20 protein-coding genes and 2 pseudogenes are annotated in these 21,288 nt (G+C 70.6%); 13 read left to right on the top strand and 9 right to left on the bottom strand.

All coding sequences use genetic code 11. The annotated features are described in order from the left end of the window. Window positions 1-193: 193 nt before the first annotated feature. The gene (locus NP777_RS42390) at window positions 194-823 is read right to left on the bottom strand and encodes a malonic semialdehyde reductase (RefSeq protein ID WP_256655527.1); all 630 of its coding nucleotides are present in this window, start codon (window positions 821-823) and stop codon (window positions 194-196) included. Window positions 824-1,031: 208 nt separating this feature from the next. Between NP777_RS42390 and NP777_RS42385 the strand changes: the two genes are divergently transcribed. Beyond that, on the top strand, window positions 1,032-1,994 hold the full coding sequence (locus NP777_RS42385; protein ID WP_256655526.1) for a zinc-dependent alcohol dehydrogenase: 963 nt from the start codon (window positions 1,032-1,034) through the stop codon (window positions 1,992-1,994). Between the two features lie 46 nt (window positions 1,995-2,040). Here the strand turns inward: NP777_RS42385 and NP777_RS42380 are convergent, their stop codons facing one another. Both NP777_RS42380 and NP777_RS42375 read right to left on the bottom strand, forming a co-directional pair. After that, complete coding sequence (locus NP777_RS42380) at window positions 2,041-3,666, bottom strand: hypothetical protein (protein ID WP_256655525.1); 1,626 nt, start codon at window positions 3,664-3,666, stop codon at window positions 2,041-2,043. A gap of 60 nt (window positions 3,667-3,726) precedes the next feature. After that, entirely contained in the window at window positions 3,727-5,553 is a 1,827-nt protein-coding gene (locus NP777_RS42375; protein WP_256655524.1) for a flavin-containing monooxygenase, read from the bottom strand. A 258-nt stretch (window positions 5,554-5,811) separates the two neighbouring features. Between NP777_RS42375 and NP777_RS42370 the strand changes: the two genes are divergently transcribed. The 5 genes from NP777_RS42370 to NP777_RS42350 all read left to right on the top strand — a co-directional run bounded on the left by NP777_RS42370 (window position 5,812) and on the right by NP777_RS42350 (window position 10,601). Beyond that, window positions 5,812-6,393: a TetR/AcrR family transcriptional regulator gene (locus NP777_RS42370; protein WP_256655523.1), complete on the top strand. Its 582-nt coding sequence runs from the start codon at window positions 5,812-5,814 to the stop codon at window positions 6,391-6,393. A 135-nt stretch (window positions 6,394-6,528) separates the two neighbouring features. Then, the gene (locus tag NP777_RS42365; RefSeq protein ID WP_256655522.1) at window positions 6,529-7,257 is read left to right on the top strand and encodes a succinate dehydrogenase; all 729 of its coding nucleotides are present in this window, start codon (window positions 6,529-6,531) and stop codon (window positions 7,255-7,257) included. A 2-nt stretch (window positions 7,258-7,259) separates the two neighbouring features. Continuing rightward, window positions 7,260-9,218, top strand: a complete 1,959-nt coding sequence (locus NP777_RS42360; RefSeq protein WP_256655521.1) for a fumarate reductase/succinate dehydrogenase flavoprotein subunit — start codon at window positions 7,260-7,262, stop codon at window positions 9,216-9,218. Then, window positions 9,215-9,961, top strand: a complete 747-nt coding sequence (locus NP777_RS42355; RefSeq protein WP_256655520.1) for a succinate dehydrogenase/fumarate reductase iron-sulfur subunit — start codon at window positions 9,215-9,217, stop codon at window positions 9,959-9,961. The genes NP777_RS42360 and NP777_RS42355 overlap by 4 nt, the downstream gene beginning before the upstream one ends. Before the next feature lie 166 nt (window positions 9,962-10,127). Continuing rightward, entirely contained in the window at window positions 10,128-10,601 is a 474-nt protein-coding gene (locus NP777_RS42350) for an SRPBCC domain-containing protein (protein ID WP_256655519.1), read from the top strand. A 12-nt stretch (window positions 10,602-10,613) separates the two neighbouring features. Here the strand turns inward: NP777_RS42350 and NP777_RS42345 are convergent, their stop codons facing one another. Next, window positions 10,614-11,105 (bottom strand): TetR/AcrR family transcriptional regulator C-terminal domain-containing protein, encoded by a 492-nt coding sequence (locus tag NP777_RS42345; RefSeq protein ID WP_256655518.1) that lies wholly within the window; start codon window positions 11,103-11,105, stop codon window positions 10,614-10,616. On the opposite strand from NP777_RS42345, the gene NP777_RS42340 reads away from it, so the two are divergent. From NP777_RS42340 to NP777_RS47920, 3 genes are read left to right on the top strand one after another with little or no spacing between them, the layout of a single operon-like run. Continuing rightward, window positions 11,104-11,313, top strand: coding sequence for an FAD-dependent oxidoreductase (locus NP777_RS42340; protein ID WP_256655517.1), 210 nt, complete (start codon window positions 11,104-11,106; stop codon window positions 11,311-11,313). The two genes, NP777_RS42345 and NP777_RS42340, sit on opposite strands and share 2 nt — an antisense overlap. Then, window positions 11,298-11,450 (top strand): hypothetical protein, encoded by a 153-nt coding sequence (locus NP777_RS42335; RefSeq protein ID WP_256655516.1) that lies wholly within the window; start codon window positions 11,298-11,300, stop codon window positions 11,448-11,450. The genes NP777_RS42340 and NP777_RS42335 overlap by 16 nt, the downstream gene beginning before the upstream one ends. After that, complete coding sequence (locus NP777_RS47920; RefSeq protein WP_308405377.1) at window positions 11,447-12,391, top strand: FAD-dependent monooxygenase; 945 nt, start codon at window positions 11,447-11,449, stop codon at window positions 12,389-12,391. The genes NP777_RS42335 and NP777_RS47920 overlap by 4 nt, the downstream gene beginning before the upstream one ends. On the opposite strand, the gene NP777_RS42325 is transcribed toward NP777_RS47920, so the two are convergent. After that, window positions 12,342-12,860: a MarR family winged helix-turn-helix transcriptional regulator gene (locus NP777_RS42325; RefSeq protein ID WP_256655515.1), complete on the bottom strand. Its 519-nt coding sequence runs from the start codon at window positions 12,858-12,860 to the stop codon at window positions 12,342-12,344. The genes NP777_RS47920 and NP777_RS42325 overlap by 50 nt on opposite strands. Window positions 12,861-13,014: 154 nt before the next feature. Here NP777_RS42325 and NP777_RS42320 point away from each other — a divergent pair, with 154 nt between their 5' ends. Next, a complete protein-coding gene (locus NP777_RS42320) occupies window positions 13,015-14,217 on the top strand; it encodes an FAD-dependent monooxygenase (RefSeq protein ID WP_256655533.1) in 1,203 nt (400 codons plus the stop codon). Window positions 14,218-14,236: 19 nt separating this feature from the next. On the opposite strand, the pseudogene NP777_RS42315 reads toward NP777_RS42320, so the two are convergent. Next, a pseudogene (locus NP777_RS42315) lies at window positions 14,237-15,298 on the bottom strand (pectate lyase family protein); the annotation flags it as partial. Between the two features lie 338 nt (window positions 15,299-15,636). Here NP777_RS42315 and NP777_RS42310 point away from each other — a divergent pair. Continuing rightward, window positions 15,637-17,274 (top strand): glycoside hydrolase family 43 protein, encoded by a 1,638-nt coding sequence (locus NP777_RS42310; RefSeq protein WP_256655514.1) that lies wholly within the window; start codon window positions 15,637-15,639, stop codon window positions 17,272-17,274. A 156-nt stretch (window positions 17,275-17,430) separates the two neighbouring features. Here the strand turns inward: NP777_RS42310 and NP777_RS42305 are convergent, their stop codons facing one another. Together NP777_RS42305 and NP777_RS42300 are read right to left on the bottom strand one after the other, a co-directional pair. Continuing rightward, window positions 17,431-18,285, bottom strand: coding sequence for a hypothetical protein (locus tag NP777_RS42305; protein ID WP_256655513.1), 855 nt, complete (start codon window positions 18,283-18,285; stop codon window positions 17,431-17,433). Window positions 18,286-18,322: 37 nt separating this feature from the next. Then, complete coding sequence (locus NP777_RS42300; RefSeq protein WP_256655512.1) at window positions 18,323-19,222, bottom strand: LysR family transcriptional regulator; 900 nt, start codon at window positions 19,220-19,222, stop codon at window positions 18,323-18,325. 70 nt (window positions 19,223-19,292) lie between these two features. Here NP777_RS42300 and NP777_RS42295 point away from each other — a divergent pair, with 70 nt between their 5' ends. Continuing rightward, complete coding sequence (locus NP777_RS42295) at window positions 19,293-19,610, top strand: hypothetical protein (RefSeq protein ID WP_256655511.1); 318 nt, start codon at window positions 19,293-19,295, stop codon at window positions 19,608-19,610. After that, window positions 19,607-20,353, top strand: coding sequence for an SDR family NAD(P)-dependent oxidoreductase (locus NP777_RS42290; protein ID WP_256655510.1), 747 nt, complete (start codon window positions 19,607-19,609; stop codon window positions 20,351-20,353). The genes NP777_RS42295 and NP777_RS42290 overlap by 4 nt, the downstream gene beginning before the upstream one ends. A gap of 198 nt (window positions 20,354-20,551) precedes the next feature. Here the strand turns inward: NP777_RS42290 and NP777_RS42285 are convergent. Then, window positions 20,552-21,259: pseudogene (locus tag NP777_RS42285) on the bottom strand (class I SAM-dependent methyltransferase); the annotation flags it as partial. Between the last annotated feature and the right edge of the window lie 29 nt (window positions 21,260-21,288).

Raw genomic sequence — 21,288 nt, 5'->3', positions numbered from 1 at the left:
GCGCTGTCAAGCGAATGAGTTGTATATCACGAAACGATCACGCCGCGCTTTTCGGCCGATGCTACGTGGCCCTCGTCGCCGTGGGAAGGCACCGTACGGGCGGCGTGGGGGCCGGCGCGAAGGGGGATCAGGTCACCGCGGCCGAGGTGGCCTGATCCCATGGAGGTGGGCGCCTCACATCACTCCGCCGCCGTCAGACCAGCTGTACCGCCTGCTCGTACGAGGGGCGCGGAAGCCGGTCCCGGAAGGCTTCGGGGCTCGGGTAGCCGATGTTGACCAGCAGCAGCGACCGCCACCGGCCATCGGGGAAGAACTCCTTGTCCACCGCCTCGGCGTTGAATCCCTTCATCGGCCCGGCGGCCAGCCCCGCCGCGCGGACGGCGAGCACGAAGTAGCCCGCCTGGAGTACGGCGTTGAAGTCCATGTGGGACTCGCGCAGTTCCTGGTTGGCCTCCAGCATCTGCTGTAACTGCGGGTTGGACGGCGCGAGGAACGGGACATACTCCGGGTAACGGGTGTCCGCGGCCAGCACCGCGGTGACCGGAGCCGATGCGGTCTGCTCCTGATTGGGCTGCGCCACTCCGGGCAGCAGCCGCTGCTTTCCTTCCTCGGTGCGTACGAACAGAATGCGCAGCGGATTGATATTCGCCGACGTCGGGGCCCATTTGAACAGTTCGTAGATGGCCCGCAGACGGTCGTCGCCCACCGGCTTGTCGCTGAAGTCATAGGCCGTCTTGGCCTCGGTGAAGAGAAGTTTCCGCCCCTCGGGGGATAGTGCGTACAGGGCCTGATCGATATCGGGGGCCAGGGTGCTGTCCGACATGGCCGTTCCAACTCCTCACTCGGGTAAGTCGATTGCGACCACAGCGTACGCTTACGAGGTGCGCGGTGGCCGGGGACTCGGTCAGCTGGGCAGGTGGTGTGGGGCGAGGTGGTGTGGTCTACCGCCGCGCGGATCATGTGTGGCACGCTCTTGGCATGATGCCGACGGCGCGTCCCATCGGAAAGCAGGCGATCCCTTGAGGGCCGCCGTGCTGACGGAGCCCGGCGCGCTGTCCGTGGTGTCCGTGCCGGAGCCGTCCTGCGGCCCGGGGGACGTGCTGATCCGTATGCGCGGCACGGGGCTGTGCGGCTCCGACCTCGCGGTGCACGCGGGACGCCGGCCGCCGCCGAGCCTGCCCTGGATCCTGGGCCACGAGGGGGCGGGGCGGATCGTCGAGCTCGGCCGTGAGGTCAGCGGTCTGCGCATCGGCCAGGACGTGGCCATCGAACCGGACTACTGCTGTCTGACCTGCGAACCCTGCCGCGCCGGGCGGACGTCGGCCTGTGCGGGCCGGGCCGCCGTGGGACTGACCGTCCCGGGTCTGCTGAGTGACTACGTGGTGGCCCCGGCCGCGTTCGTATGGCCGGTCGCCCCGGATCTGCCCCTCGAGGACCTGGTCTGTGTGGAGCCCGCGACGGTGGCACGGGCGGCGATGCGGCGCTCGGGGATCGCGCCGGGGCAGAGCTGTCTGGTGGTCGGGGCCGGTTCCCAGGGCCTGCTGCTGTGCCAGGCACTGGTCGCCCACGGGGTGACGGTGTTCGTCCAGGAGCCCAACGAGGCCCGGCTCGACCGCGCGTCTTCCCTGGGCGCGACGCCCCTGCCGGCGGACGCGTACGGGCTCCCCTGTCTCTTCGAGACCTCCGGAGCCCCCGGCGTCGTCGAGCAGGGGCTGCGACGGCTCGCCAAACACGGCACCGCCGTGCTGATCGGGATGAACACCGCCCCGCTCGGGGTCTCGCCGCGCGATCTGGTGGCGGGCCAGATCACCCTCATCGGCAGCATGATCTACGACCATCCGGTGGACTTCGCGCGGACCGTCGGCGCCCTGGAATCGCGGACCCCACCCCGGTTCGGCGCGGTGGTCAGCGACGGCTACCCCCTCGACGACGTCCAGGAGGCGTTCACCGCGGCGTACACCGCGTCGGGAAAGGTGTGGGTCGACCTGTCCTGAGCCGTCGGAACGGTGACCGCCCTGGCGGCGGGCGCGGCCGACGGACTCAGGCGCCGACCGACGTGGCGCGGCACCGTGGTGCCAGCCGCAGCACACTCCCCTCCCCGTTGGCCGATACGAGAAGGTCCCCGTCCGGGGCGACGGCGAGCCCGGCGAACTGGCGTGGGCGGCCGGGCACTCCGGGGATCGGCTCGGGTTCGGTGCGGGTGATGCCGGGCGGCAGGCCGACCGCCAGGTCCTCGGCGTCGATCCTGCTCCCGCCCGTGGCGAGCGAGATCGCCCGCAGCCGCCGGTGCGCGACCTCCACCGTGAACAGCTCGTCGCCGCGCACGGCCAGCCCCTGCGGTTCGCCGAGCCCCTCCGCGACGGCCACCGCCTCGCCGTCCTCCAGCCGGAGCACCGCACCGCGCCGGTCGTCGCTGACGTAGCAGCGCCCTTGGCCGTCGAAGGCGACGTCCAGGGGGTGGTCGAGTCCCTCGGCGAGCACACTGAGCGTGTCGGTGTCATCGATGCGCAGGATGCGGCCGGCACCGGTCTCGGCGACCACGAGGGCGCCGTCCGGTGCGACGGCGATTCCGGTGGGCTGGTCCAGCCCGGTCGCGCGCACCCGCGTGGTCCGGTTCACGGGGTCGTGGGTGCGTACATCGCCGAGTTGTGAGGTGAGGTGGAGCAGGCCGTCGTCGGCGGTGACATTGTGCACGGCGTAGATCAGCTCATGGGTGACGACACCGGGCTCCTGTCCGTCGGGGCCGGTGGCGTCCGGGCTCGCCAGGCGGAAGTGGTCGGCCGCGTACACCGTGCCACCGAGGTCGACCGTGATGCCGAAGGGCCCGTCGAACCCCTGCGGAACCACCACCCGGGTCCGGCCGTCGGTGTGCACCTCCGCGATCCCGCCACTGGCGAAGCTGGACACGAACATGCGGTTCTCATGGTCGAACGCGGCGTTGTCCAGCCCCACGACGCCGGTGGCGACGACCGAGCGGGCCCCGGTGTCCAGATCGATACGGGTCACCAGCCCGGCCCTGCCACGGGACAGGACGACGAGGACGCCACCCCGGTCGAACCGCACCGCGACCGGGTCGTCCACCTCCTCGGCCACCAGCTCGGGCACCCCGCCGTCGGGCGGGATCCGCCAGACCTGGTCGCGCATCATCTGCGGGTAGTACAGACAGCCGTCCGGGCCGAGTTGCATCGCGTTGCCCAGGGCCAGGCCGTCGGTCAGCACCGCCGGGTCGCCGCCGTCCGGGAACAGCTCCATCAGGCGGCCGTTCATTTTCATCTCGTTGACGAAGAGGCGGTCGCCGACGCAGGTGATGCCGTTGGGCACCGACACCTGGTCGGAGACGAGCGTGTACTCGCCCTCGGAGCCGCGCCGCCACACCCGGCCGGGGGTCAGATCGGCGATGTACATCGAGCCGTCCGCCCCGAAGGCCAGGTCGTCCGGCGCCTCCACCGGGCCGTCGAGCGGCACCACCACCTCGACGTCACCCGAGGCCGGGTCCACGGCGCTGATCTGCCCGGCGAGGAACTGCGCCACGTACAGCCGCCCGTCGGGGCCGAAGGTGACGCCGTTGGAACCCCACAGCCGGTTCGCCCGGGTGAGTCGGCGCACCTCCAGCCGGTCGCTCGTGGCCCGCGTACGGCCGGTGTCGTCGAACCGGCTTGGATACATCGTCGCTCCTTGTGCGGTGGCGAACATCGGTGTCTCATACGTGAATGGCGCACTTCGGCGTCAGGGGACCAGGACGTCGTCCATGCCGCCGTCCGCGCGCCAGCGCCTGAGCAGTTCATGGAAGGCGATCGGCCCGTCGCCGAAGGACTCGCTGCGCTCCCTCGGCATGCCCTCGTTGTTGTAGTAGCCGGGGGTGCACTCCGCGTGGAAGGCGTACAGGTCCGCCGCCTTCTCACGGATCGTGGCGCGCCACGCCGACTCGGCCTCGGCGGTCGGCTCGACATACCGGGCCCCGCGCTTGCGCGCTTCCGCGAGCACCTCTGCGACATGAATGGCCTGCTCATCGAGGATGTGCACATAGTTGACCGCGCTGGCGTTCTGCACCGGGCCGAGCTGGAAGAGGTTGGGGAAGCCGTGGCTGTAGAAGCCATGCAGTGTCTTCGGGCCGCCGCTCCAGGCTTCGGTCAGGGTGACACCGCCCCGGCCGTGCACCGGGAGGAGTCCGGAGGTGACACCGGAGACGCCGACCTCGAAGCCGGTGGCGAAGATGACGCAGTCCACCTCGTACTCGGTCCCGCCGACCACGACGGCCTTCTCGGTGATGCGCTCGACTCCCCCGTGGTCGGCCGTGTCCACCAGCGTGACATTGGGCCGGTTGAAGGTGTCCAGATAGGTGTCGCTGAACGTGGGGCGCTTGCACATATAGCGGTACCAGGGCTTGAGGGCCTCGGCCGTCGCCGTGTTCTCGACGATGGAGTCCACTCGGTCGCGGATTCCGTTCATCTTCTGGAAGTCGGCCAGCTCGTAGAGGCGTTCGCGCTCCTGGGGCGGAAGCTCCGCGTAGCTGTCGGTCGGGATCAGCTTCTGCTGCAGCCGCGCGGTGCTCGTCCAGCCGTCGCCCACCAGGTCCTCGTCCGCCTGGTCACCGGTGACGACGGCGAGGAAGTTGTCCCTGCGGCGGCGCTGCCAGCCGGGCGTGAGCGACGCGGCCCAGCCCTCGTCGGTGGGGCGGTTGCCGCGCACGTCGACGGAGGACGGCGTGCGCTGGAACACATACAGGTGCTCGGCGTCCCGCCCCAGATGTGGCACGGCCTGGATGGCGGTCGCGCCGGTGCCGATGAGGGCCACGCGCTTGTCGGCCAGTTCGCGCAGACCGCCGCTCGCGTCGCCGCCGGTGTAGTCGTAGTCCCAGCGGCTCGTGTGGAACGTATGCCCCTGGAAGGTCTCGATCCCGGGGATGCCGGGGAGCTTCGCCCGGCTGAGTGTTCCGCTGGAGATGATCACATGGCGCGCCCGGATGCGGTCGTCCCGGTCGGTGTGCACGGTCCACTCCGACTCGGTGTCGTCCCAGTGGAGTTCGGTCACCCGCGTCTGGAAGCAGACATCGCGGTAGAGGTCGAAGTGGCGCCCGATCGCCCGCGCGTGCTGTCTGATCTCCTCGCCGGGCGCGTAGCGCCACCGTGGTACGTAGCCGACCTCCTCGAGCAGGGGCATATAGACGTAGGACTCGATATCGCACTGGACACCCGGATAGCGGTTCCAGTACCAGGTCCCACCGAAGTCCCCGCCCTGCTCGATCACGCGGATCTCCCGCTCACCGGCCTGCCGCAGCCGCGCACCGGCGAGCAGACCGCCGAATCCGCCACCGATGATCAGCACCTCGACCCGGTCGCGCAGCGGCTCCCGGGTGAACCCCGGCTCCACATACGGGTCTTGGGCGTACGAGCCGAACTCGCCGGCCATGCGCCGGTATTGCTTGTTGCCGTCGGGGCGGATCCGGCGGTCGCGCTCGGCCCGGTACTTCGCCCGCAGGACGTCCGGGTCGAATCCCAGCTCCTCGGTGTCCGTGGAGGTGGCGGCGGTGGGCGGGCGATGGGGGGTGGGCATAGGGGGTCCTCGGGCCTCTGGCGTCGGAAGGTGTGCGGGGCTCGGCCGCCGTCCGGAACTCGGAAGCCATCCGGGGTGGCGTTGTCCGGCGGCTGATCGGTCGGCTCGGTCCGCGAACCGACCGGCCTCGGCCGGCCGGCCGACGGCTGATCGGCCTCGGCCGGCCGGCGGCGTGGGCTCAGCCTCACAGAAACATTCCCAGTGCGCAAGATTTCTCAATGGGAAAGAATCAGCCGTCTCCCGTTATGCTCATCCGCGATGACTACCGGCCTGCGTGAACTCAAGAAGACGGCGACCCGCCAGTCACTGCACGACGCCGCCGTGCGCCTCGCCGCGGAGCACGGCGTCGAGAGCCTCACGGTGGAGGCCATCGCCGATGCCGCCGCCGTCTCCCGGCGCACCTTCTCCAACTACTTCGCCAGCAAGGAGCAGGCGCTGCTGCACCACGACCGGGCGCACACGGTCCGGCTGGTCGAGCTCATCCGCGCCCGCCCGGCGCGGGAATCCCTGACGGCGGCGGTCATCGGGGCCGCCGAGCAGCACTCCACCGAGTTCACGGACGACCCGGAGCAGGCGGAGCGCTACCGGACCCTGCGCCTGCACCCGGCGCTGCTGCCCGAGCTGGTCGCCACCTACGCCGCCGCCGAACGCGAGCTCGCCGTGGCCGTCGAGGAGCGCCTCCCGGCGGGGCCGGACACGTCCCTGCGGGCCCAGGTCCTCGCCGCGACCCTCCTCGCCGCCTTCCGCGTCGTCGGGCAGACGGCCCTCGAACGCCGCGAGCGCGACACCGTGGACCTCCTCCGGCAGGCGCTCGCCATCACCCGCGAGGGCTTCCGCTGACCGGTTTTCCCTGGCCGTACGGGCGACAACGGCAAGCGTGGCCGGATCCGAGCGGCCTTCGATAGCCATCACCTATCGAGATGATCAGAATCATATCTTGGCCCTTTTGACCCACGCGGTTCTACCGTCGTGTTCATGGCATTGACAACGCGGCCGGAGCAGCGTCCGACGCGGGCGGAGCGGCGGCCGTCCATGGCGTTCGGTTTCTGGCAATCGACCCTCGGCAAGAAGATCGTCATGGGCGTGACCGGTCTGATCATGATCGGCTATCTCTGCGCCCACCTGCTCGGGAACATGAAGATCTTCTTCGGCCCCGGGGAGTTCAACGCCTACGGGCACTGGCTGCGTGTCATGGGAGCCCCGGTTCTGCACCATGAGTGGGGCCTGTGGATCGCCCGTATCGTCCTCCTGGCCGCGGTGATCCTGCACGCCGTGTCCGCCTACCAGCTGAGCCGTCGCGACATCAAGGCCCGCCCGCAGAAGTACGTCCACACCAAGCCACGGATGAGCTATGCCACCCGGACCATGCGCTGGGGCGGGGTGATCCTGGGCCTGTTCATCGTCTGGCACATCCTGGACCTCACCACCGGCACCACGCACTCCGGCGGATTCCAGGAGGGCCATCCGTACCAGAACGTGGTGGACACCTTCTCCACCTGGTACGGGAACGTCATCTACATCGTGGCGATGCTGGCCATGGGCATGCACGTCCGGCACGGCTTCTGGAGCGCCGCGCAGACCCTCGGCGCGGGCAACCACACCCGTGACCGCGCCCTCAAGGCCATCGCCAACGCCCTGGCCATCGTTCTCACCGCCGGGTTCATCTCCATACCCGTCGGTGTCATGACCGGAGTGGTGAGCTGACCATGACCTCGTACAGCGAATACACCGAGTACACCGTCGGCGAGCCGATCCAGGACGAGCAGGCCCCCTCCGGGCCGGTGAACGAGCGCTGGGACACCCGCCGCTTCGAGGCCAAGCTGGTCAATCCCGCCAACCGCCGCAAGCACACCATCATCGTGGTGGGCACCGGTCTTGCCGGTGGCGCCGCCGGCGCCACCCTGGCCGAGCAGGGCTACCACGTGGTCCAGTTCTGCTACCAGGACTCGCCGCGCCGGGCCCACTCCATCGCCGCCCAGGGCGGGATCAACGCGGCGAAGAACTACCGCAACGACGGCGACTCGATCCACCGGCTGTTCTACGACACCGTCAAGGGCGGCGACTTCCGCGCCCGCGAGTCCAATGTCCACCGCCTGGCGCAGATCTCGGTGGAGATCATCGACCAGTGCGTGGCCCAGGGCGTGCCCTTCGCCCGGGAGTACGGCGGGCTGCTGGACACCCGCTCCTTCGGCGGTGTGCAGGTCTCCCGCACCTTCTACGCCCGCGGCCAGACGGGCCAGCAGCTGCTGCTCGGCGCCTACCAGGCGCTGTCCCGCCAGATCGCGGCGGGCAATGTGGAGATGCACGCCCGCACCGAGATGCTGGACCTGATCGTGGTCGACGGGCGGGCGCGTGGCATCGTCGCCCGCGACCTGGTGACCGGCCGGATCTCCACGTACTTCGCCGACGCGGTGGTGCTGGCCAGCGGCGGCTACGGCAACGTCTTCTATCTGTCGACGAACGCCATGAACTCCAACGCGACCGCCATCTGGCGGGCGCACCGGCGCGGCGCGTACTTCGCCAACCCCTGCTTCACCCAGATCCACCCGACCTGCATCCCGCGCTCCGGGGACCACCAGTCCAAGCTGACCCTGATGAGCGAGTCGCTGCGCAACGACGGCCGGATCTGGGTGCCCAAGGCGAAGGGCGACACCCGTCCGCCCGCCGAGATCCCCGAGGACGAGCGCGACTACTACCTGGAGCGGATCTACCCGTCGTTCGGCAATCTGGTGCCGCGCGACATCGCCTCCCGCGCCGCGAAGAACGTCTGCGACGAGGGCCGTGGCGTCGGACCCGGTGGCCAGGGCGTCTATCTGGACTTCGCCGACGCCATCGCCCGGATGGGACGCAAGGCGGTCGAGGAGAAGTACGGCAACCTCTTCGACATGTACGAGCGGATCACGGCGGAGAACCCGTACGAGGTCCCGATGCGCATCTACCCCGCGATCCACTACACGATGGGCGGGCTGTGGGTCGACTACGACCTGCAGACCACCGTGCCGGGGCTGTTCGCGATCGGCGAGGCCAACTTCTCCGACCACGGCGCCAACCGGCTCGGCGCCTCCGCGCTGATGCAGGGCCTGGCCGACGGCTACTTCGTCCTGCCGTCGACGATCAACGACTATCTGGCCCGCAACCCGCACAAGGACGAGGTCGACGCCTCGCACCCGGCGGCCGTGGAGGCGGTACGGGAGACCGAGGACCGGCTGACCAGGCTGCTGGCCGTGGACGGCGACCGCACCCCGGACTCCTTCCACCGCGAGATCGGCGAGCTGGTCTGGGAGTTCTGCGGCATGGCCCGCACCGACGAGGGGCTGCGCAAGGCGCTGGACCGCCTCCCGCAGATCCGCGAGGAGTTCTGGCGGCGGATCAAGGTGCCGGGCACCGGCGAGGAGTTCAACCAGTCGCTGGAGAAGGCCAACCGGATCGTGGACTATCTGGAGCTGGCCGAGCTGATGTGCCTGGACGCCCTGCACCGGGCCGAGTCCTGCGGCGGCCACTTCCGCGAGGAGTCCCAGACCCCCGACGGTGAGGCGGCCCGCCGGGACGAGGAGTTCTCCTACGCCGCCGCCTGGGAGTTCACCGACACCGGCGCCGCCCCCGTGCTCCACAAGGAGCAGCTGACCTTCGACTACGTTCACCCCACTCAGCGGAGCTACGCATGAAGCTCACCCTGCGCGTCTGGCGCCAGAAGAACCCCGACACCCCCGGTGCCATGGCCACCTACGAGCTCGACGGCGTCTCCCAGGACATGTCCTTCCTGGAGATGCTCGACGTCCTCAACGAGGAGCTCATCGTCAAGGGCGAGGAGCCGGTGGCCTTCGACCACGACTGCCGTGAGGGCATCTGCGGTGCCTGCAGCCTGGTGATCAACGGTGACGCCCACGGTCCGGAGCGCACCACCACCTGCCAGCTCCATATGCGGTCCTTCCGGGACGGCGACACCATCGACATCGAGCCGTGGCGCGCCTCCGCCTTCCCGGTCATCAAGGACCTGGTGGTGGACCGCTCCGCGTTCGACCGGGTGATCCAGGCCGGTGGCTTCATCACCGCCCCGACCGGGTCCGCGCCGGAGGCACACGCCACTCCGGTGCCCAAGGCGGACGCGGACTACGCGTTCGAGCACGCCGAGTGCATCGGCTGCGGCGCCTGCGTGGCGGCCTGCCCCAACGGCGCCGCGATGCTGTTCACCTCGGCCAAGGTCAACCATCTCAATGTGCTGCCGCAGGGCTCTCCGGAGCGGGAGACCCGGGTGCTGGACATGGTGGCCCAGATGGACGCCGAGGGCTTCGGCGGCTGCACCCTCGCCGGTGAGTGCGCCACGGCCTGTCCCAAGGGCATCCCGCTGTTCTCGATCACCGCGATGAACAAGGAGTGGCTGCGGGCGTCCCGCAAGGTCAAGCGCTGACCCCACTCCCCCAGAACGGCACCCCTCGACAACGCTCCGTGGACGGGGTGTCCAGGCGGCGGAGGTCTTTCCGGACGCTGGACCTCCGCCGCCGCCCGCACCTCCGGGGCGGCGGCTCCGCCGCCATCGGCTCATCCATCCGCCGCCCAGCCACTAGGTTGAGCGCATGTACACCATGCGACTCTCCCGGCGGGTGAACGCTCCGCGTCCCGCCGTCTACCGGGCGCTCCTCGACGCGAGCGCCGTCGCGGCCTGGCGGGTGCCCGAGGGCATGACCAGCCGGGTGCACGAGTTCGACCCCCGCGAAGGGGGCACCTTCCGTATCTCCCTCGTCTACGACGACCCGGCGAGCACCGGCAAGTCGGGCGGCCATACGGACACCTACCACGGCCGCTTCACCCGGCTGGTGCCGGACGAGGAGGTGGTCGAGGTGCTCGAGTTCGAGTCCGCGGACCCCGCCCTGCGCTCCACGATGACGATGACGACCACGCTCACCGACGCGGAGGGCGGCGGTACGGAGGTCCATCTCCTGCACGAGGGGATCCCCGACGCCGTACCGGCCGCCGACAACGAGCTGGGGCAGCGCATGGCCCTGGACAAGCTGGCCGCGCTCGTCGAGGCGGGCCGGGCGTCTCGGTAAGAGGCCCCGCGGCTACCGCCGGTCGCGCTCGAAGAACGCCTGGGCCAGGCCGTCGAGCACATGGCCCAGGCGGCGATCGAAGGCGTCCCGCGGATCGGTGGGCCGGGGAGCCTCCCGCAGGGCGCGCGTGGAGAGCGGGTACTCGCCGCTCTCGGCGGCCTTGTCCAGGAACGACGGCGCGGGCGCGCCGGTCTCGCGCTCGTCGGCACGGCGCTGTCGGGCCTCGTGCCGGCGGGCCTCGGCGAAGGCATGTCCCTGGACGAACGCGAGCAGGGTCCACCAGGCGTCGAGCATGTCGCCGGTGTCCAGTCCGCGGCCGTCCAGAAGGCCCAGGGTGGACTCCGTCATCGCCAGCGCGCCCGGCCCGAAGTCCTCGGCGTTGAGAGCGTGTCGGGCCAGCCAGGGGTGGCGCAGGGTCATCTGGCGGATCCGGTGGGCCGCTTCGGTGAGATCGGCACGCCAGTCGCCGCTCGGGGGCGGGTCCGACACCTGGCGCGCCACCATGGACACCACCGCCCCCGCCGCCGACTGTGATGTGCTGGTCGTGGGCGCCGGTCCGACCGGCCTCACCGCCGCCTGCGAACTCGCCCGACGCGGCGTCAGCGTCCGCGTCGTCGACAGGGCGGCGCCCCCTTCAGCGGCTCGCGCGGGAAGGGTCCGCAACCACGCACGCTGGAAGTCCTGGACAACCTCGGAGTGGCGCGGCGCCTGATCACCCTCGGCCGTTTCCACCTGCCGGTCCGGTTCCACGACGCCGACGGCACCTTCCGGGACATGGACCTCAGCGGCGGCGCCGAGCCGACGCCCGACAGCCCGTACGCGCGCACTCTGCCACGGCCCGCTATGTGATCGGCGCCGACGGCGGCTCGGGGACGGTCCGGCGCCTGCTGGATGTCGCGTTCCTCGGCGAGACCGACGAGGACGAGCGGATGCTGCTCGGCGATGTCCGGCTGGACGGCTCGGACCGCGACCACTGGCACATCGGGCAGGATGCCCAGGGCGGTTCGGTCGCGCTGTGCCCGCTGCCGGCCACCGACACCTTCCAGATCCAGGCGCCCGTCACCCCCGGCGACACCGGCGCACCGACCCTCGAGTCCTTATCGCACATCGTGGACACGCTGATCGGACCGGACGCGGTGCGGCTGCGCGAGGCCACATGGCTCTCGCGCCGGCGGCTGAACGTCCGTATGGTCGACCGCTACCGCGTGGGCCGGGTCTTCCTCGCCGGGGACGCCGCACACGTCCACTCCCCCGCCGGTGGCCAGTGCATGAACACCGGTATCCAGGACGCCGTCAATATCGGCTGGAAGCTGGCCGCCGTGCTCCACGGCGCCGACGCTTCACTCCTGGACACCTACCAGGCCGAGCGGCTTCCGGTGGCGGCGGCCGTACTGGGCCTGTCCTCCCGTCTCATGGGACAGGGCATCGGTGAACACGGCGCGGACACCGAGCGGATGCTGCAGATGGGCCACACCTACCGCGGCGGGCCGCTCGCCCCCGCCGGGCCCGCCGATGCGGAGGGGCCGAGCGCCGGGGACCGCGCACCGGACGCTCGCTGCCACCGGGCCGACGGGCGGCGAGTGCGGCTGTTCGACCTCCAGCGCGGCGGGCACTGGACGCTCTACGGATTCGGGGTACGGCCCCGGCCACCGCACCCCGCGGTGCGCACCGTGGCCATCGACGGCGAGGGCGACGGCGACCCCGTAGGCCGCGCGGACGGCGCGGACCGCCCTGGTCAGCTCATACGTGCCGATCGTCACCGTCGCCGAAGGAGTCCAGGTGGGCGGTGAGGTCGTCGACGAAGCGTGCGAGCAGGCGGCCGAAGACCTCACGGTCATGGGGGCTCCAGCCGGTCAGGGCATCGCTGAACCAGCCGAGGACGGTCCGCATATAGCGCTCGGTCGCGGCCGCTCCCTCGGCGGTCGGCTCGATGAGCCGGGCGCGCTGATCGTCCGGATCGGTGACCCGGCGGACCAGCCCCCGCCGCACCAACTCATTGACCTGTCGGGTGACATGGGGTCCGACGACCTGCATCCGCGCGGCGATCTCCCCCACGCGCAGTGGGGTGCCCGCAACGTGCAGGGCGACCAGCACCGTCATCGCGGGGCGGTCCACGGACAGCCCGGCGGCCTCCATGGCGCGCTCGGCCACCTGGCCCCGGTTCACGGCGCCGCTGAGCTGCGTCAGCCGGGGCAGCATGGCCAGCAGGACGTGTTCACCGTCGCCGCCCCGCCCGGCCTCCGGTTCCTCGGCGGTCATGCCCTGCCTCCACATCTACCTAAGTTAGGTATATAGTCTTCTCATCGACCCCGCATCCCCGGGGCTTTTCACGCCATCAAAAAGGATACCTGAGTTAGGTATGCGACCGGAGCCCTCCCGGCGGGAGGGCCGGAGAGGAGCGCCCATGGGCGCCATGAACACCGCACCGCGGCGCACGATCCTGGTCTCCGGCGCCAGCATCGCCGGTCCCGCGCTGGCCTACTGGCTCCACCGGTACGGCTTCGCGGTCACCCTCGTCGAGAAGGCGGCCGCACCGCGCGGTGGCGGCTACCCCATCGACATCCGCGGCACCGCGGTCGAGGTGGTCCGGCGGATGGGGGTGCTCCCCCGGCTCCGGGACGCCCACGTCGGCATCCGCCGGATCTCCTTTCTCGACGAGCAGGGCGATCCGATCGCCGCCATCCGGCCCGAGGCCATCTCCGGCGGCGAGGAGGGCCATGACCTCGAAATCCCGCGCGGAGAGCTCACCGAGATCCTCTACCGCGCCATCCGTGACGACGTCGAGATCCTCTTCAACGACTCCATCGCCACCCTCCACGACCACGACGGCGGGGTGGACGTGACCTTCCGCGGCGGTGCCCGGCGCACCTTCGACCTGGTCATCGGCGCCGATGGCATCCATTCGCACACCAGGAGCCTGGCCTTCGGCCCCGAGGAGGGCTACCACCGCTACCTCGACCACTGCTTCGCCGGATTCACCATGCCCAACCACCTGGGGCTCGCGCACGAGGGGCTCACCTGGAACGTCCCGGGCCGGACCGCCGTCCTCTACGCACCCCGCGACGACGACCGGGTCCACGCCTTCCTCAGCTTCCTGCGCCCCGAACCGCCCTTCGACGCCTTCCGTGACCCCGCCGCCCAGCGCGGCCTCGTGGCCGAGGTGTTCTCCGGATACGGCTGGGAGGTTCCGCGCATGGTCGCCGCCATGCGCGACAGCGACGACCTCTTCTTCGACGTGGTCAGCCAGATCCATATGCCACGGTGGTCCACGGGCCGGGTCGCCCTGGTCGGCGACGCCGCCTACGCGCCGTCGTTCTTCTCCGGCCAGGGCTCGAGTCTGGCGCTGGTCGGCGCGTACGTCCTCGCCGGTGAACTGGCCGCACACGCCCACCACGACGACGCCTTCGAGGGGTACGAGCGCACCGTGCGGTCGTTCGTGGAGATGAACCAGGCCCTCGCCGGCACAGGCGGCGCCGGCGTCTCCCCTCGCACCGCCGAGGACCTGGCCCGGCGCAACAGGGCGCTCCGCGAGCCGTCGGCCGCACTCAGCGGAGCGGGCCGGGACGCGCATTCGGCGCTGACCCTCCCCGGCTACGACGGCTCCGACGCCCCATGAGGACGGCGCCGCGTCAGCCGGTGGCGCCGATGGCCGAGGTGGGGCCCGAGCCGGAGCCCACGATGGACGGCACCCGGTCGGCGGGGTCGAGGGAGTAGGAGTAGTACGCCTTCGGGTCGAACGCGGTGCCACCGCTCTCGTTGCGGCCGGAGGTGTTGACGAAGACGTTGCCGCGCTGGACCAGGGTGGCGGTGGCGTCCTTGATGACGGGGCTCTCGAAGCCCTGGAAGTAGCTGTTCTCCAGCACCATCCTGGTGTTCCCCCGGGCGTAGTTGCCGTAGGAGGAGTTGATGTCCGTGCCGGGGTCGTCCTGCAGGTAGTTGTTGTACAGATGGGCGTGGGCGATGTTGTCGGCGGACGGGTTGCGCTGCTCGCTCTCGCGGAACCAGTTGTGGTGGATCGTGATGTCGGCCGTGGTGTTCTCCGTCCAGCCGATCCCGAAGCTCTTGTTGTTCTGCTGGAGCCGGTTCCAGGACACCGTGAGGTAGGTGGTGTCCTTACGGCTGTCGATCAGTCCGTCGGCCATGTGCCGCAGCTCGTTGTGATCGATCCAGACATGGTGGGCGCCGTCCATCTGGATGGCGTCCCAGTCGTGCTCCTTGTCGTTCCAGGTGCCCTCGTAGGAGTCACGGATCGTCAGATTCCTGATGATGACGTTGTGCACGCCCTGCCCGAGGAAGAAGCCACCGCCCACGATCTGGCCCGATGTGCCCGAGCCCACGATCGTCTTGTCCGAGGCGACCTTGATCTCCTTGCCCTTGGGGTCCATGGTGATCGCCGCGGCCACGACGATGACGAAGGGCTCGGACGCGGTCGCGTACTTCTCGAGGTCGGCGAGGGTGCGCACGGTGACCGTACGGCCGTCCCGGCCCCCGTACGTACCGTTCTGCCCCAGCGCGTTGACGGAGGCGAAACCGTCGGCGGCATCGGCTTTCCAGGACGCGGCGGCCGGTCCCCGCCCGCCCTCGGCGAACGCTCCCTGCCCCGGCAGCGCGACCGCGCCGGCCAAGGTCAGAACTCCGACGACCGCCCCCAGCACACGACGCCTGCCGCGCCCCGCCCCTCGACGTTCGGCTTCCATGGCCCCTCACTCCCACTGCTCGACGACTCCTGCCGTGCGACTGTCGCCACCGCGCACCAGGAGGTTGCCGGGACGGGCCCATCGTCCTGTGGCGGATTCCGGCCCCGTCTTGCCCACGCCGCGACGCGCTGACAGACTCCGGCAGCAAGCGCTTGCCGACGGACGCACCACACCCATGAGCCGCCCCGGAGGGAACATTGAGCGAACACGGTCGCAGGCAGGTGTTACGGACCGGCCTCGGCGCGGTCGCCGGATCGACGGTGCTCGGCGCCATCGGCGGCACCACCCCGGCTTCGGCAACACCAGGGCCCCACGGACCACTTGGGGCGGGTGGCGCGGTGACGCCAGACGGGCCGGAGCCGTCCCGGGCGGACCTGCCCTGGGTGGCGGACCTCGGCGACGGGCGCTATCAGAACCCCGTGCTCAACGCCGACTGGTCCGACCCCGACGCGATCCGGGTGGGCCCGTACTTCTATCTGGTCGCCTCCACCTTCAACCGCGTTCCCGGGCTGCCCGTGCTGCGGTCGGTCGACCTGGTCAACTGGACCGTCATCGGACACGCCCTGACCGAGTTGCTGCCCAAGGACCACTTCAGCGAGCCCAGACACGGCGAAGGCGTGTGGGCCCCGGCCCTGCGCCATCACGACGGCAGGTTCTGGATCTTCTACCCCGATCCCGACTTCGGGATCTTCATGGTGACCGCCACCGACCCGCGAGGGCCCTGGAGCACACCGCGCCCGGTCAAACCGGGCAAGGGGCTGATCGACCCGTGTCCGCTGTGGGACGACGACGGGCAGGCGTATCTGGTCCACGCGTGGGCGAAGAGCCGCAGCGGCATCAACAACCGGCTGACCCTGCACCGGATGAGCCCGGACGGGACCGCTCTGCTCGACGAGGGCCGGATCGTGATCAACGGCGATGACCTGCCCGGCTACACCACGCTGGAGGGCCCGAAGCTCTACAAGCGGGACGGCTGGTACTGGATCTTCGCCCCGGCCGGAGGCGTCACCAACGGCTGGCAGTCGGCGTTCCGCTCCCGCTCCGTCTGGGGCCCGTACGAGGACCGCATCGTGCTCGCCCAGGGCGACACCCCCGTCAACGGGCCGCACCAGGGAGCGTGGGTGACCACCGAGGGCGGCGAGGACTGGTTCCTGCACTTCCAGGACCGCGGGGCGTACGGACGGGTGGTACACCTCCAGCCGATGCGATGGCGTACGGACGGCTGGCCGGTGATGGGCACCGACGACGGCAGCGGCCGGGGCGCGCCGGTGCTGGTGAACACCAAGCCGCGGGTGAACGGGCGGACGGAGGTGACCGCACCGGCCACCAGCGACGAGTTCACCGGCGCGGAGCTGGGGAAGCAGTGGATGTGGCAGGCGAACGCCGATCCGGCGTGGTGGTCGCTGCGCCGCTTCCCGAGCCGGCTCGCGCTGGTCTGCCGACCGAGCCCGGTCGGCGATGACCTCCGGCTGCTGCCCAATGTGCTGGGCCAGCGGCTGCCCGCCGAGTCGTTCACCGCGACGACGTCGATGAGCCTGGCCACCGCGACGGCGGGGTCCCGGGCCGGGCTGGTGGTCCTGGGCGGGACCTACGCCTGGGTGGGCCTGCGCCACGACGGTGACCGGACCGTCCTCGTATGCCGCACCGCGGCCCAGGACGCCGACGAGGTGGACGCCGTCACGCCGGTGCCGCTGCGGAGGGGGCGTTCGGGCGTACGGCTCCGGGTGAGTGTGCGGCCGGGTGCGGTGTGCCAGTTCGCGGCCGATGTGGACGGGCGGGGGTTCACACCGCTCGGGGCGCCGTTCCCGGCGACGGCGGGCAAGTGGATCGGGGCGACGCTGGGGCTTTTCGCCACCGGTCCGGGGACCGGTGGCACGGGTGGCGTGGCGACCGGACGCACGGGTGGCGTGGCGACCAGCGGCACGGGCGATGTGGCGGCGTTCGACTGGTTCCGGGTGGGTCCGACTTCCTCGTAACGGACGTACGACAGATGTCTCCACTTCAACCCCGGCCCCGGGCGACTACACGTTGATCACCGGTGACCACGCCACCATCACCAGCCTCACCTGGCGTCGCGAATGCGACTTCTGAGCGGGCCGAGTTCCCCTGCCCGCCAAGGGCAGGGGAAGCGCTCAGAGGCCGTAGCGGTTCTTCAGGTGGCGCCAGAAGTCACGGAGCATCCACGTGTCGAACTCCGTGATCTGCGTGGCGCTGCCCGCCTTCATGAGGAAGCAGCACTGGCCGGTCGGGCTCCAGTCGTAGAAGTCGTCGAGGCCGAAGGTGTGGCCGACTTCATGCAGGTAGATGTGGATGTTCTCCTGGTTCAGCGCACCGGTGAAGTACTCCTGTCCCACGCGCTGGCCCCAGTCCCCGCCGGCCCCGCCCTGGAACCCCTTCGTCAGCCACAGCGACTGGTCGTAGTGGCGGGCCGCACCGCCCGGGCAGCGTGAGTAGTTGCCGTCCTGGTGGAAGAAGCGGCCGCAGTCGGGGGAACACTGCGGGGCACCACCGCTGTCGAGGTTTCCGGCGTAGATGTCGACCGAGTTGTCGGTCCACTGGAGCGTCGAGCGGTTCTTCACCGCCCAGCCGACGATGTTGACCGGGACGCTGGTGTACGGCCAGGCGTTGTGGCCCTTGCCGTTCTCCACCATGGCCGCCATCCACTTCGCGAACTGCTTCTTCAGCGCGGCGTGGATCTGGTCGCGCAGCGCGGCGCTGACCGGGGCGTCCGACTCCCAGCGGACGCAGTAGTTGACGCTTCCCCTGTTGGCCATGACCTGATCCCAGCCGTAATTGCGGAAGCCGTAGAGATCCGGATAGGTCGACTCGACGTGGTTCCACACCTCACCCAGCGGCTGTACGAGGTTCGCGGGCGGGTTCCAGTCGTCGGCGACCCGCGACGGGGCGGCCGTCGCGACACCGGGCGCGGCGACCAGCGCGGCCAAGGCGGCCAGCACGGTGGCCAGGCGCGCGAGGAATGAGCGCACTGTGAACTCCCTTGAGTGGCTGACAAGTTGTCAGCCTTCAAGTCGCCGCCACAGCCGCTTCGGTTGCCGTCGTGTGCGGCCTTCGGGGAGTTTCGGAACCGCCCCGGGCGGTGAGCGCGGCCGCCACGAACGACGCGACCAGCGGCCGGCGGTCCTGTTCATTCCAGGCGAGCACGAGGCGGCTGGGCGGCGCGTCGGCCACCGGGACACAGACCAGGCCGGCCGGGACCGGTTCGACCAGCGAGCGGGGCAGCACCCCGATCATCCGGCTCACCGTGATCATGTGGAGCATCTGGACCACGTCGGCGACCTCGGGCCCGGTGCCGTCGCCTCCGGGGACCCCCTTCCAGCGCGGCAGCGTCTCGCCCTCCAGGTCGGACAGGTGTACCGCGGCGCGCCCGGCCAGTCGGTGCCCCGACGGGACGATGACCACGCGGTCCTCGGTGTGCAGCGTCTCGTGAGCCAGGCCGTCGAGATCGTCGAACGGCGCGTAGAGCAGGCCGACATCGGCCCGGCCGTCGCGCAGGAAGTCGGAGCGGTCGGCGGGGCCGCTGAACAGGATGTCCACCCGGCGTGCGTCGGGCCGGCCGGCGTACCCGGCCAGGATCCCGGACAGCAGACCGGCGTCGCCCCCTGGCTTGATCACAAGCCGCAGATGGGCCTGGGGCTCCCCGGCGCGCCGGGCGTTCCGGACGGCGGCGCCGACCGCGTTGAGCGCATGCCGCCCGTGCTCCCGCAACGCCTCCCCGGCCGGAGTGAGTTCGACGCGCCGGCTGGACCGGAGGAAGAGCGGGACACCGAGCCGGGTCTCGATCCGCCGGATCGCCTTCGAGAGCGCCGGCTGGGCGATCGAGAGCCGGACGGCGGCCCGGCCGAAGTGCAACTCGTCGGCGACCGCCAGGAAGTACTCGAGCTCGCGGGTCTCCAGTTCGATCATGCCTCCAGGTTATCGCCGGTTTCCGAACCGGTCTTGGACACCGGCGGCACGCACCCCCAAAAATCGAGGCATGATCTACCACACGATGATCGTTTCCTTCGATCAGCCGCTACCAGAAACCGAACTCGACCAATACCTCGCGGACATCGAACGGGTCATGCTCGACTCCGGCCTCGTACATTCGGTCGTGACCCGGCGCCACCTTCCCGTCCCCGGCGAGGAGGCCATTCCGGCGCTGATCGCGACCGCGATCGTGCAGGTGGCCGTGGCCGACACCGCAGCGCTGGCGAAGGCGTTCACCGCGCCCGGTATGCACGAGGTGATCGAGCGCTGGCAGTCGCGGCACCCGTACAGGGTCGCCTGGGCGAACCACGAGCCGCTGATATGAGCGACACGACCCGGAAGGTGGGTCTGGTCACCGGCGCCGGAAGTGGCATCGGCCGCGCCACGGCGCTGGAGTTCGCCCGGACCGGCGCCGCGGTCGCCGTGCTCGACATCGACGAGAGCACGGCGGCCGAGACCACCGAGATGATCAGGAAGGACGGCGGGGAGGCACTGTCCGTCCGCGTCGACATCGCCGACGAGCAGTCCGTACGGGAGGCCGTCGAGCGCACGGTCGCGGCCTACGGTGGACTCGATTTCGCCGTGAACAACGCCGGTCTGTCCTCGCACCACCGGCAGCTCGACCGGATGCCCCTGGACGAGTTCGAGCGCGTGGTCCACGTCAACCTGGCCGGCACCTTCCTGTGCATGAAGTACGAGCTGCCCCTGCTCGAAGGCGGCGGCGCGATCGTCAACGTCGCCTCCAACGGCGGCCTGTACGCGATCCCGAGCGCTCCCGCCTACGTGGCCGCCAAACACGGCATCGTCGGGCTCACCAAGGTCGCCGCGGTCGACTACGCGCCGCGCGACATCCGGGTCAACGCCGTCTGCCCCGGCCCGACCCGCACTCCCGGGTTGGAGAGGGTGGCGGCCGGCACCGACATGCTCGCCATGCAGGAGGCGATCACACCACTCGGCCGACTGGCCACGCCTCATGAGGCCGCGGCCGCGGCGGTCTGGCTCTGCTCGGACGCCGCGTCCTACGTCACCGGGATCGCGCTGTCGGTCGACGGCGGGCGGCGGGCGTAGGGGCCGTCGGGGTCGGGGAGCACATGGCCACCGAGGCGTTCCCGCGGATCGCGCACGGTCTGGAGGCCGTGCCGGGAGACGGCTCCCGCACCGTCTGGAGGCCGTGCCGGGAGACGGCTCCCGCACGGCCCGGACAGCGTGCCGGGCGACGGCTCGGTGGCGTGGCGCCCGCTCACACCGGCCGGGTGGCCACCACCAGCCGTCCGCCCGGCGGCCGAGGTCCTCCAGCGGACGCAGTTCGACCTCGAACCCGGCCCCGATCAGCTCCTTCCACACATCCCCGAGCCGGAAGGTCCGGTAGTACATCACAAACCTCGGCCGCCACACCGCGTTTCGCACCCGCATCGCGGTGTCGAACGCCAGCAGCGACCAGTAGGGCCGGGACCCCGGGCGGGCCGGTGCCACGATCGGGAAGGCGAACCGGCCGCCCGGACGGAGCACCGAGTGGACCTGGGCGAAGAGCTCGGGCCGCTCGCGCGGCAGGAAGTGGCCGAACGCCCCGAAGCTCACCGCCAGGTCGAAGACCGGCCCGAACGGAAGGGCGCACGCGTCGGCGCGCACCCAGTCCGTGCGCGGGGCGTCCGGCACCGCCCGGGTACGGTCCCGGCCCACGGCCAGCATGCCCGCGCTGAAGTCGACGCCGGTGATCCGTTCCCGGCACACCCGGCGCAGTACGCCCATGCCCGCGCCGGTTCCGCAGCACACGTCGAGGCCACTGCCGAAGGGCCCGAGCGGGCGGAGGGCGCCGGTCACGGAGTCCAGCACCGAGGCCGACGTCCGGTACGCGGTGTGGTCGAACTTCGGGGCCAGCAGGTCGTAGCCACGCTCGACGGAGGACAGCGCCTGGACGACGAGTTCGCGGAAGGTGGGGCCCTGGCCCCGAGGTGCGGACATCACGCTCAGCATAGAGCCCACCGGCATCGCGCTCAGCACAG

This window comes from Streptomyces rugosispiralis (assembly GCF_024505145.1).
GTDB lineage: Bacteria > Actinomycetota > Actinomycetes > Streptomycetales > Streptomycetaceae > Streptomyces > Streptomyces rugosispiralis.
This window is presented reverse-complemented; position numbering and strand designations above follow the sequence as displayed.

What these genes read in the sequence shown, in the direction of transcription:
- NP777_RS42300 (WP_256655512.1), bottom strand. Translation starts at nt 19,222, where the DNA reads ATGATCGAACTGGAGACCCGCGAGCTCGAGTACTTCCTGGCGGTCGCC.
- NP777_RS42355 (WP_256655520.1), top strand. Translation starts at nt 9,215, where the DNA reads ATGAAGCTCACCCTGCGCGTCTGGCGCCAGAAGAACCCCGACACCCCC.
- NP777_RS42325 (WP_256655515.1), bottom strand. Translation starts at nt 12,860, where the DNA reads ATGACCGCCGAGGAACCGGAGGCCGGGCGGGGCGGCGACGGTGAACAC.
- NP777_RS42365 (WP_256655522.1), top strand. Translation starts at nt 6,529, where the DNA reads ATGGCATTGACAACGCGGCCGGAGCAGCGTCCGACGCGGGCGGAGCGG.
- NP777_RS42390 (WP_256655527.1), bottom strand. Translation starts at nt 823, where the DNA reads ATGTCGGACAGCACCCTGGCCCCCGATATCGATCAGGCCCTGTACGCA.
- NP777_RS42360 (WP_256655521.1), top strand. Translation starts at nt 7,260, where the DNA reads ATGACCTCGTACAGCGAATACACCGAGTACACCGTCGGCGAGCCGATC.
- NP777_RS42295 (WP_256655511.1), top strand. Translation starts at nt 19,293, where the DNA reads ATGATCTACCACACGATGATCGTTTCCTTCGATCAGCCGCTACCAGAA.
- NP777_RS42380 (WP_256655525.1), bottom strand. Translation starts at nt 3,666, where the DNA reads ATGTATCCAAGCCGGTTCGACGACACCGGCCGTACGCGGGCCACGAGC.
- NP777_RS42320 (WP_256655533.1), top strand. Translation starts at nt 13,015, where the DNA reads ATGAACACCGCACCGCGGCGCACGATCCTGGTCTCCGGCGCCAGCATC.
- NP777_RS42350 (WP_256655519.1), top strand. Translation starts at nt 10,128, where the DNA reads ATGTACACCATGCGACTCTCCCGGCGGGTGAACGCTCCGCGTCCCGCC.
- NP777_RS42290 (WP_256655510.1), top strand. Translation starts at nt 19,607, where the DNA reads ATGAGCGACACGACCCGGAAGGTGGGTCTGGTCACCGGCGCCGGAAGT.
- NP777_RS42340 (WP_256655517.1), top strand. Translation starts at nt 11,104, where the DNA reads ATGGACACCACCGCCCCCGCCGCCGACTGTGATGTGCTGGTCGTGGGC.
- NP777_RS42370 (WP_256655523.1), top strand. Translation starts at nt 5,812, where the DNA reads ATGACTACCGGCCTGCGTGAACTCAAGAAGACGGCGACCCGCCAGTCA.
- NP777_RS42345 (WP_256655518.1), bottom strand. Translation starts at nt 11,105, where the DNA reads ATGGTGGCGCGCCAGGTGTCGGACCCGCCCCCGAGCGGCGACTGGCGT.
- NP777_RS42375 (WP_256655524.1), bottom strand. Translation starts at nt 5,553, where the DNA reads ATGCCCACCCCCCATCGCCCGCCCACCGCCGCCACCTCCACGGACACC.